We start from the raw sequence: 10,858 nt of genomic DNA on the forward strand, positions 1-10,858 counted from the left end.
CCACCCAAAAATGCACGCTAGAAACGCTACGTAAAAATCTACCCGATGACTGGATATGCACTCAATTGAATAACCCCCGGTTTCAGTCCGTTTTATCGGGATTAGCCTTCTGTTTAGGTAAGTCCGGAGGCTTCACTTGCTGATTAATTTGCGCGCGACGCGTAAGCCAAGGGTGGTCAGCTTTAGATTTTACATAGAATTTTGAGCGTAAATCTATGCGGGCATTATCCACACGTTCATGGACACTCTTCTCATAATCCAGTGGTATAGGCTCCGGACCATCAATATACTTTTACCACCCCAATAATTTCCCGACATAAAGAACGTTCATTTCACCGTCAAAGCTTTAGCAAACCGTGACAACCGAATGTCGAAGTCGATATCCCCGGCCTTCACTGCGTATCTGAAACTCAATGCTTTTGTACTGGAAAGTGAGATTTTTGGAGAGAACGCGCCTCGCCTGAAGACTCAAGATATAACCCAGTTCTTTCAGAATGGTGTACATCAAGGTGGGCATTATCAGCAATACGAGGCGGCGTAGCGAACCGGTCGTTATACGCTTCAATAAATGTCGGCAATCATGCGTTTGCTGTTTCAATATTGCTGATACCCTGAAGCCGCATTTCCTTAACCAGCCTGTCCTAGAGTGTCTGATTGGCGCGTTCTAACCGCCCTTTTGCCTGCGGGCTGTTGGCATGGATTGGCTCGATGCCCAGTGCCTTTACCGCACGTGTAAACTGAGTCAACTCCCCTTCCCGCTCCGGGTTATTTACTCGGAATATACTGTGTCTGTCAGAGTAGAGAACCAGTGGTATGCCATGATCATTAAGGTAACCCCGAAGGGTTTCCATGTAGCCCGGGTTGTCTCTGCAGGAGCGAATCGCAGCGCTATCAGAGCATTGGTGGCATCATCGATAAAGACTATCAGTGTGCATTTGGGGCCCCTGCCTTCAAACTATTCATGAGGCGAGCCATCGATGTGGATGAGTTCACCGTAGGATGGAAGTCGCATGCGGCGCTGATATATTCGGACAAGTTTATGACGACGTTCACGCCATATCCCCTCCTCTACCATCCACTTCCTGAGAGTTTCAGTGGATAAACACAAGCCGTGTATCTCGCACAATTTCTCATTGATAAGGCCAACAGAACCTTTATTTCGATATCGATGCACCAGACGTTTAACTTGCCGGATGGAAATACCAATTCGCACCGCCGCTTGTTCCTGATTATATGGCAATTGATTGAGTCCTGAATAATCTGAAGTCTGTCAAGTTCCTTATGTCTCATCGTAATTGTTTCTTTTACCATGTCCCCCCAGATAATTGTCTGGGGACATTTTAGAATGATTCAAAGGGGACATTACAGCTTGGCGTTAACAATGGCCTTACCTCCCTTGCCTTGCGGCAGTTAAAAGGCTATTCTGTTTGTGTCGAGTCAAACAAATGGCCTCGTTTTGTACTGACACCCAAAAGTTGGACAGAATAAACGAAGCATCTAAGAAAGAGTCCATGGAATACATGGGCTTTTTTTCCTTAAAAAGCTAAATTAACTATTCCACTGCCAAATATCCATTTTTCTGCTTTCTCCATGCTCTTCTCTGTTTCTACAACAACCTGTATTCAAGCTTTTCTAGTGTAGATTTAGCTTTTAAGTCTACACCAGTTAATTGAGTAAGGTCCGATGCTTGTTGAAGTAAAGATTAATTGAGTTATATAGAGCATTTTTACATCTATCGCATGCGCACTTTTATCACTTCGAAGAAGTCAAATCTATACATATGCCAAATATCTACACCTGCTTAGCATAAGCTTAAAAGCCAGTCGATCAGACAGACACGCGCTTCACCGTGACAGGTTGAACGGCGCCGAGTCAGTTTTCTTCCGCAAGCCAATGCATCGCGCTCACACGGCGGGCCACCTGTTGTCACGCCAGACTTACCGTCATCCATGTCATGGACAATCAGGTTCTGCAGCAGCCCGACGGAGGCGATGGTTTCAGCCAGGCTGCATACGCTGTCTAAGGAACACAGGATGGTTCGGACGGTGAAGGAGGATTTAACGAGATCAGACAGCGGAACAGTCTCGGTCTGCGCAGCATCGATCGCCGCCTGAAGTGCAGCCAGTTAGGCTTTGTTTGGTTTCTTTACGCTGGCCTTTTTTACGGTTCTTGCTTTAACATCTGTTACTGACATAGTTAGTACCACTCCGATATTCACGATTGTCGGTCCTGCGGAGTTGGCGCTCCGACAGGGTATTTTCTTACTGAACCTGCTCTGGTGAGGTCGCCGCGTGTCTGATGTAGCGGTTAAGGTGGTTCCCCGCATCGGGTTCGAAATTTCACACCCGCGCCATCAGTCGTCCGTTGTAGTAACGAATGGTCAGACGGAAATGTGCCTCCTGATCGTCTTCAATCATCACATTGGTATACTGCGCCGCCACTGCCTCTTCCCGGGTTAATGCCCCTTCCGGCAGCATCAGAGCCGTTTTTTCAGCCCGGCATTCAGGACGGCCGCCAATTCCACATCTCCAGGTGATCTTGACCCGCCATCTCCGGACAGCTTTTGTATCTTAAGTTAACGATGTCCGCTGCCGCCGATATTCCCTCGGGGAGTGATAGCCCAGCGCGCTGTGCGGGTGGTTTTCATTGTAATGTGTGAACGCTGCTGCAAGGTTTCGCAGGGCTGTTCTCACATCTGGTTTTGCCATGAACGCGATATAGTCTTCCTTCATCGTCTTCACGAACCGTTCGGCCATGCCATTGCTCTGCGGGCTGCTCACCGCTGTTGTACACGGCTCCAGATTCAGCTCTCTGGCGAACCTCCGCGTTTCATGCGCGGTATATGCTGAACCGTTATCCGTCAGCCATTGAACCGGTGTGGTCGGCAGCCCGTCGCCGAAGCGCTTTTCCACCGACCTCAGCATCACATCCTGCACCGTCGAACTGTCGTAGCCTCCTGTGCTCGCTGCCCAGTCTATGGCTTCTCTGTCGCAGCAGTCCAGCGCGAACGTGACCCGCAGCTTCTCACCGTTGTCGCAGCCGAACTCGAAGCCATCTGAACACCAGCGCATATCGCTTTCTGCCACCGCGATTTTGCCCTTATGTTCACGCTTCGACCGCTCTGGTTTGTCATGCAGTAACAGCAGATTATGCTCGCTCATAAGCCGGTAAAGCCGTTTGGCGTTCACGGGGGGCAGTCCCTCTGTACGACGTTGCGTACGCAGGATGCCCCACACACGGCGATAGCCGTAACTGGGCATATCGCTGATGATATCGAGGATCTCTGACAGTATTTCAGCGTCTGCTTCGTCATCACGCCGGTTACAGCGCCTGTCCTGCCAGTCGGCAGAACGGTTAATTCGCAGTGACAGCTGCGCACGCGACACGCCCATGGTGCGGCTGACCAGCGCTATTCCCCGTCCTTTGGCAACAAGGGCGCGTACGCTATCCATTTTCGCGACTGAGCGTACTCCACGGCTTCTTTCAGGATCTCAACTTCCATCGTCTTCTTGCCCAGCAGGCGCTGAAGCTCCCGGACCTGCTTCAGAGCAGCAGTAAGCTCAGAAGCTGGAACAACTTCTTCTCCGGCCGCAACGGCGGTGAGGCTGCCTTCCTGATATTGCTTCTTCCACTTAAACAGCAGGCTGGGCTGGATGCCATGCAGGCGGGCGACATGGGAGACATTCATGCCCGGCTCCATCGTCTGCTGGATAATGGCGATCTTCTCCTGAGGAGTTTTACGTTTACGGACTTCTTGCCCTAACAGGATCCCGGTCATCTCAAAATTGGCGTTAGTGTTAGACATATATTCAAGCCTATCTCTTATCTGGAGATACAGCTACTGTCTGGTGTTTCAGGGGGCTACATCAATTCCACATCTCCAGGCGTGGGCACATACTGCACCTCCGGCTGGCTATGAAATTCCTTCAGGGTTTTGCTCACTACACACCTCCTTCTGAACAGGGTCTGGCCTTCAAAAACCACATTATCCGTTGAGTTTCCGGAGCCGCGGCTTTAACGCTTTATGGTAAACCACTGTTTTTTTTCCACGGATAAATGCACTTCATCCGTTTGAGACCCTTCGCCGCAGGGGCGTAAACATCATTGGCAGACGCAGCTGTATGGGGCAAGCGGGAAATTTATTCCGGTCTAATGAAGCGAACCGGAATGGCCGGGGGAAATATATTGCGAAAGGGTTTGTCAACCAAGAAGACTGTGGTGCTATCAGCACCCGGCAGGAGAGCCATAAACGGAGAAAAGGCATACGGTGAGAGATGGGCAGGGACACGCCGTAATGACGTAAGCCGCGCGCATTGCCCTCTGCATGGCATCGATAACACCAACGGCATTGATGCCATGCCTGAAGCGCAGGAAGCGGCGCGACTGAGCGGCGCAGCCATTCCGGCTCCTGCGAGCATGGATGTTGCGTCATGGGATGGACACCCGCTGCCCCAGAGGAGCTTGGCAGAGACAGCATCGTTGGCTCTGTATGAAGCATGACAGCCCGACCGGACGTCAATTGTAACCTCAAGAATTAAAAAAATTATCAAGTTGTTGTTTTATAATATTATTACCTTATGAATTTGTTATATTGCTAACTTGCGATGTCATTAAGATGTGATGTTGCTAACCAGTAATTCCTTTCCACCTAAGGTTCAGACCCTTACCAGCGCCTTTTGCGTAAAGACCTGACTTAAGGATGGTTAGAATCTCAGGCAAAAGTCCCGGTGAAGGGAGTTCTCGACATCGCCTCCTGAAAAGATCTTTCTACTTTTTATGGGCTTCAGCCATTTCGATATATCGCAGATTATTTGCGGTCGGCAGCAACGTACTGATGCGATAGAGACGCACCCGCTCGTTAAAATATTCTTTGAGATGTTACGGTTATTCTCTGGCCACCGCTTCAGGTATAACCGGCATATTCATACATTCTTGTATGCAACAGCGGATGTGACAAGGTCTACAGCAACCTTGTCTTGGTCTTCTTTTCAAAACTTCGCATTATTTGCATCACTTATACGCGCCTCCGACCCTGTAATATCCCGTCATCAAGCTTAATCTCATCCGCACATACGGGCTACAGACAGCACAGGTGGGCAGATTGCCTGCCAGGTTTATAGCGGCTTAACCACCTGCCGTAGCCCTACCCCTTCCCAACCTTCAAAATGAAGTGTCCGCCCATATACACTCAACAATGACAGGTCATGAAGTAGCAAATTTTATCGACTACCTACGCGGTCGTCAGTTTCCCCTGACCTGAATCACGACGGCTGGTATTAATCATGTTTTGAACTGACGCAATATGCCAAGGGTCTGTGGATCGAGTTTCATGATGCTCTCCTTAGCGGCAGGGGATCCCCCTGCCCGTCCTAATCAGTTGTTGAACACATTACCGTCGACAAACACCAGACCGCCGCTGAACAAGTCACGCGCGTAGGCTTCAAAATCAAAGTAACTACGAAGCAACTATGGAATCTCGTTCAACAGGCCGGAATACCTTCCCAGTCTTGGAACATGAGTTGCGGATCGTGCTCGTTTGAATGCAGGGCATATCAGGATTCGAGAAAATCCTCTTTTCCGTCAAATCGGTCAAGTCGAACCACTTTTCGAAAATGCTGCCGCAGTTGTATTTGTGCCAAGTGCCAACGTATACAGCCGGTGTTGTTGTGCTCATGAAAATTCCTCCGTGGTATATGTCGTCTGAGTTCCGGCTTACGCCGTGCCGAAACGAAGCCCGACGAATAGTGGAGAATGCAATGGGCGTTACAGGAGGCCGTGGCGCAGAAAATATCCTAGGCAGCTTGTACGGTTATCGAGCGGATAGTGAGCGAGAGAACGACGGGAAGACCGGCTGCAGACATTAGATAATAACTGCGATGGGCGAGGATGACGGACAAGCGCACCCTTGCAGCCGCAGCGGTCGGGCTAGATTAGAGGCACGGCGTTTGCCGCAGTCTGCACGAATGTCACTCGATGCGTGGCCATAACACCGTGTAGGTCCCGCGGTAAGCCGGACTACATGACATCCTTTTTTCAAGCACTGAGAGCTCAGTTAATACTCCTTTTCCTGACACATTGTGCACAGGCTTACCCACCGATTCAGTGGATAACTTTTAAGGTAAAGTTTAAAAATTCATAATCTGATGCGAGCTGACTAGATTGGACCACGGTCCCAGTTATGGGGTCGGGACCACGGTCCCAGTTATGGGGTCGGGACCACGGTCCCAGTTAAGGGGTTGGGACCACGATCCCAGTTAAGGGGTCGGGACCACGGTCCCAGTTAAGGGGTCGGGACCACGGTCCCAGTTAAGGGGTCGGGACCACGGTCCCAGTTAAGGGGTTGGGACCACGGTCCCAGTTAAGGGGTTGGGACCACGGTCCCAGTTAAGGGGTTGGGACCACGGTCCCAGTTAAGGGGTTGGGACCACGGTCCCAGTTAAGGGGTTGGGACCACGGTCCCAGTTAAGGGGTTGGGACCACGGTCCCAGTTAAGGGGTTGGGACCACGGTCCCAGTTAAGGGGTTGGGACCACGGTCCCAGTTAAGGGGTTGGGACCACGGTCCCATATTAGGAATTTGAACCATGGTCTTGAAGAAGGTAAAGCAGGAAGATAACTACCGAATTAATGCTTGTTTTTCTTCGTAGCTAAAAGCTCAAGCATTTCTTCAAACTTCCCAATATCTTCCTCGGAAAGTTTGGAACGATCCAGGCTGATAATCACTTTATTTCCTTTATAACGCGCTGTTGCTCCAGGAATGAACTCACGCTTTTCTGGGGCCTGATTTACTTTCTTGCTGGAATCTTTAAGCAAGGCAGTAAGAAATTGAATTATTTCATCAGCCTCAAGTACTACACCTGCTTTTCTCTTCTCTGATAGCTCAAAAGCCCCATCGAGTAAACGAGCTTCGTTCTCAGAAAAGATTTTCTGTAAACTTTCGCCAGCCCTTGCGGAAAGCTCGCCTGGATGAGAGAAGAGGGCGATCACATCTCTTGGTAGCCTAGAAGTATTGATACATCTGGTTATGACTTTCCTTGAGATGTTTTCAGCATCGGCCAAGGCAGAGATATTTCCGTTAAATTCTTTTTCTAAACGTTGAGAATAACGCGTACCTCTTTCATAAGCACTTGTCGGTCTGTAATCATTTCCAAGTTTGCATAAAGCATCCATCTGTTCGTCATCAAGGGCACCAACGAGTATGCGATACTCAGTTGATGTAAAGATGGCAGTCATGCGACGGCGACTACCATCGGCAACTTCAATATGACCGTCGACCTTACGCCCAAACGCCGGATTTTGTTGGCCGGTAAGCAAGAACGATGGTATGAGATCGTCCAAAGCCTCTTCTATTAGAAAAGCTTGATCACGTTCATTACCAGCCCAGACCTTAGTTGAGCTGGCGACATCTGCACCGGGTATGGTCTCAAGAATAAATTTTACTTCTCGTCCACACACGGGAAGGGTAATAGTATTACCCTTTGCCATAGCGCCTACTCGAGCAATTAGTGTGTCTACCATAGGAGCTGCAGGGGCCGATACAGTAGTTACAGGAACGACTGAAGGAATAGATTTAGGGATGATAGGTGCTCGTTTCATTAGCGGATTTCCCAACGAGGTTTAATGAGACGGTCGAAAATTTCATTACAAACCGGCTCCCAAATTGCGAGCGCATTCCTCCATGCTCCAGTAGAAGAACGCTGATCAATTGCTTGTTCAAATACTGTTCGCATTCGAATTTGGCCTTTACCTACTTCATCCGTTTCGCGTACCACGTTTTTAAGAACCATGCTTCCCCATGCATCCCTGATTTGCTCTTCCATCCAAGGCGACTGGGAACCATTATTATTGTTATATTTAGTAAGCAAGATTCTGACATCTGGTTCAAAGCCTTGTAGATCTACATTCTTCAGCAAATCCCGGAGCATATCGAAAAATTGCAATGCAGAGGTATAGTCAAAGAGCTCAGCGGGGGTAGGGACTAATAACACGTCAGCAGCACATACAACGTTGATTGTGCCGATACCAAGATTAGGAGCACTATCGATAACAACAACATCGTAATCATGGGCTACCGTTTCAATGGCCAGCCTTAGCATCATGTGAGGTTCTGTCGGCAGCTTTCCTTCGTCGAAACGTCCCATCAACTCAGTTTCAATACGATGTAAGGCCAGACAAGAAGGGATGATATCAAGGCCAGGCCAGCAAGTTGGTTTTACCGCATATGAAGCATCATCTCGTTCACCGAGATAGAAGGGGAGGAGAGTATCTTCAGAATGAATATGTAAATCAGGAACCCAACCGTGATACATCGAGGCCGTCCCTTGCGGATCGTTGCCTTCGACTAACAGTACGCGAAGTCCTTTTAAAGCCAGATCCTGAGCAAGATGAACGGAGACAGAAGTTTTATAAACTCCACCTTTATGAGCTGCAACACCGATTACCGGAGGTAAGCTTTCATCTGGGCGACGGAGGCGGGTACTAAACACATCTCGCATGTGGTTTATTTGCTCAATGGTATAGCCAACGCGCTGTTCAACGCGTCCTCGTAATTCCATATCTGGATGCGGCAATCGTCCTGCTTTTTCAGCGTCACGAATAGCCTGGGATGAAACACCGATCAGGTCAGCTGCCTCACCAACTCGCCACCGACGGGTTATTTTTCTTGCTTCAGGGCTATCATCATTAAATTGAGCAATTGCGATGGCTTTCGTCATCTCATGTCCTGCTGCAATGCACTGGTTAAGCGTATCCATTAATCCCATTTGAAACCCCTTCAAATCAACTTTGCATAATTATATTAAATCTTGATAAAACAAGCAAAGCAACCAAAAATATGCAAACCCACTAAAAAAATGCAAAGTGCATCAAATCTTGCAAAGTTGATAACTTTTTAAACAGAATCCTTCAACTCATAAGAAAGTTTGAAAGTTTGAAAGTTTGAAATTACTGGACAACAATTAACTGCAAACCATTCAAAATGGTAGGGTATCTTTTTCGTATACCGAGCGGCCCTTTCCTCCTTGATGCAGACGAAACACTGTATACATGAGGGCAGGGCGGCTGAAAACAGTACTCATGACCTCTACAAAATGTAATTTTCATAAATGCATCACCCGCACTTATTGGGAATAACCTTCTTAATAGCCAGAATGATAAAGGTGGGTCATAGCATGCATAAAGTGTGTCGCAACATGCTTAGAAAAACGATCATCGGAGGATCTTAAAAATGTTGGGTATAAACATGAAAAAGTGGGCAGCGATATGCTAAAGGTGTGTCACAGCATGCGGGTCCATTTGGATTGGTACAAAAATCAACCTAACAAAACAGGCATGAATACTAGTGTGCCACGATAACATGTTATGACACACCTAAAATCATGATACGACCCACCATTACTGGATCGCCTGCATAATGTGACCCACCTTCTATGACCCCATTTCTTTGAGTTTTTTATTTCGCTTATGAATCAACACAGTTAGAGTTCGACCATCTTTAATAATGGAATACTCAATGTAGCCAATGACTTGTAGTTGCTTCAAAGCAGCCTTGATCAGCCGGTTCTGCTCCTTTACTGGAGAGGTCAAATTCAATCGCTCAATGATGCGATCAAATCTAATTGGGGCAGGGTTATCGGGCAGACTTGCTATGTAGGTATAGAGTGTCTGAGCAACTTCTTTACCTTTGAGCATATGGTAGGGACGCTTGCGCAGTAGGATGTTGTAGTCAATCTGGTACAGTTCATGGAGGCGCTCATCGGCCTGGAGCGTGATTGTATCGGACTCTCTCGTATACTTACCGCTCTTAAGGAGCTGAGTAAAAAATTTATCTCCAGTTTTCTTACTGTTGAATTGAACAGTCTTGGTACCAATCCGGGTAAGAGCATCAAAAATGGTGTCACGCAGACGTTTGTTAAACTGGCGAGAATCATACTGGCACAACGCGGCGAACTCAGTGAAAGGCAGCTCGATGGTATTTGATTTCAAGCCGTATTTACTGAAGGCACCAATAATGCCCATCCAGACGCTGAAGTCCGTTGATATGTTCAGTCGCTCACCAAAGATCCTGACTTCGTCATAACCTTCCTTACGGGCGAACTCAAGCTGGGAGAACGACGAAGAAACATCTATACCGGACTTCTGCCCCTTAGGAATTGCACGACTGGCAGGAACAAAGACACCCAGACGCAGTAAAATCGCTGGCTGAACTGATGAATTGTTTGTGACTGTTAATTGGTGTACCTCTCCTTCATTTGTAATTTGGGAGGGTATAAAATTGTTATCAGTCATATAGTTACACCACTGTGGTTAGAATCCATTCGAGGTTATCCACAAAAGGTGGATAGTTCGTTATTTGACATGATGCGACACACCATTTTGCATGTTATGACACACCAAGAGCATGATGTCACCCACTTTGCTCATGGCATGACACACCAATTACATGTTGCGACACACTTATTGCATAATACGACACACCCAAATCCTCTGAATGCCTTGTCTGACGTGGCTTGCAGCGATCGGGGATCTGTTTGGGACTATAAGGATCCATTTAGGATCTTCAATAGGATCGTGTTATAGGATCTAACCGGTGTATATGTTGATAACTTTTTGAGATCCGAGAGGATGAAAAGGGATAGTGCCCAAATAGCATAATGCCACTGAAAGTTTTAACTTAACAGACAGGCGGTAATGACTCCAACTTATTGATAGTGTTTTATGTTCAGATAATGCCCGATGACTTTGTCATGCAGCTCCACCGATTTTGAGAACGACAGCGACTTCCGTCCCAGCCGTGCCAGGTGCTGCCTCAGATTCAGGTTATGCCGCTCAATTCGCTGCGTATATCGCTTGCTGATTCGC

6 protein-coding genes and 3 pseudogenes are annotated in these 10,858 nt (G+C 47.9%); all 9 read right to left on the minus strand.

Annotation, left to right across the window (positions count from 1 at the left end; all coding sequences use genetic code 11):
• Positions 1-82: 82 nt before the first annotated feature.
• Positions 83-1,311, minus strand: a pseudogene (locus C3406_RS26940) (ISNCY family transposase).
• Between the two features lie 490 nt (positions 1,312-1,801).
• Positions 1,802-2,125, minus strand: coding sequence for a ParB N-terminal domain-containing protein (locus tag C3406_RS26945; RefSeq protein ID WP_473828804.1), 324 nt, complete (start codon positions 2,123-2,125; stop codon positions 1,802-1,804).
• A gap of 217 nt (positions 2,126-2,342) precedes the next feature.
• Positions 2,343-2,477, minus strand: a pseudogene (locus tag C3406_RS26095) (DUF905 family protein); the annotation flags it as partial.
• Between the two features lie 93 nt (positions 2,478-2,570).
• Positions 2,571-3,778, minus strand: a protein-coding gene (locus tag C3406_RS22545; protein ID WP_103181205.1) for an IS3 family transposase whose coding sequence is annotated in 2 segments (ribosomal slippage) — positions 2,571-3,457 and positions 3,457-3,778 — 1,209 coding nt in all. Because the reading frame shifts where the segments join, the coding sequence is not laid out codon by codon here.
• A 1,595-nt stretch (positions 3,779-5,373) separates the two neighbouring features.
• A pseudogene (locus C3406_RS26620) lies at positions 5,374-5,680 on the minus strand (antirestriction protein ArdA).
• Positions 5,681-6,622: 942 nt separating this feature from the next.
• Entirely contained in the window at positions 6,623-7,594 is a 972-nt protein-coding gene (locus C3406_RS22565) for a ParB/RepB/Spo0J family plasmid partition protein (RefSeq protein WP_103181186.1), read from the minus strand.
• Complete coding sequence (sopA, locus tag C3406_RS22570; RefSeq protein WP_103181187.1) at positions 7,594-8,760, minus strand: plasmid-partitioning protein SopA; 1,167 nt, start codon at positions 8,758-8,760, stop codon at positions 7,594-7,596. The genes C3406_RS22565 and sopA overlap by 1 nt, the downstream gene beginning before the upstream one ends.
• A gap of 664 nt (positions 8,761-9,424) precedes the next feature.
• Positions 9,425-10,285 (minus strand): RepB family plasmid replication initiator protein, encoded by an 861-nt coding sequence (locus C3406_RS22575; RefSeq protein ID WP_103181188.1) that lies wholly within the window; start codon positions 10,283-10,285, stop codon positions 9,425-9,427.
• A gap of 413 nt (positions 10,286-10,698) precedes the next feature.
• On the minus strand, positions 10,699-10,858 hold a 160-nt coding region (locus C3406_RS22580), incomplete at its 5' end, for an IS1 family transposase (RefSeq protein ID WP_233210590.1).

Origin of the sequence: Leclercia sp. LSNIH8 (assembly GCF_002920195.1) — a bacterium.
In the GTDB taxonomy this organism is placed as follows: domain Bacteria; phylum Pseudomonadota; class Gammaproteobacteria; order Enterobacterales; family Enterobacteriaceae; genus Enterobacter.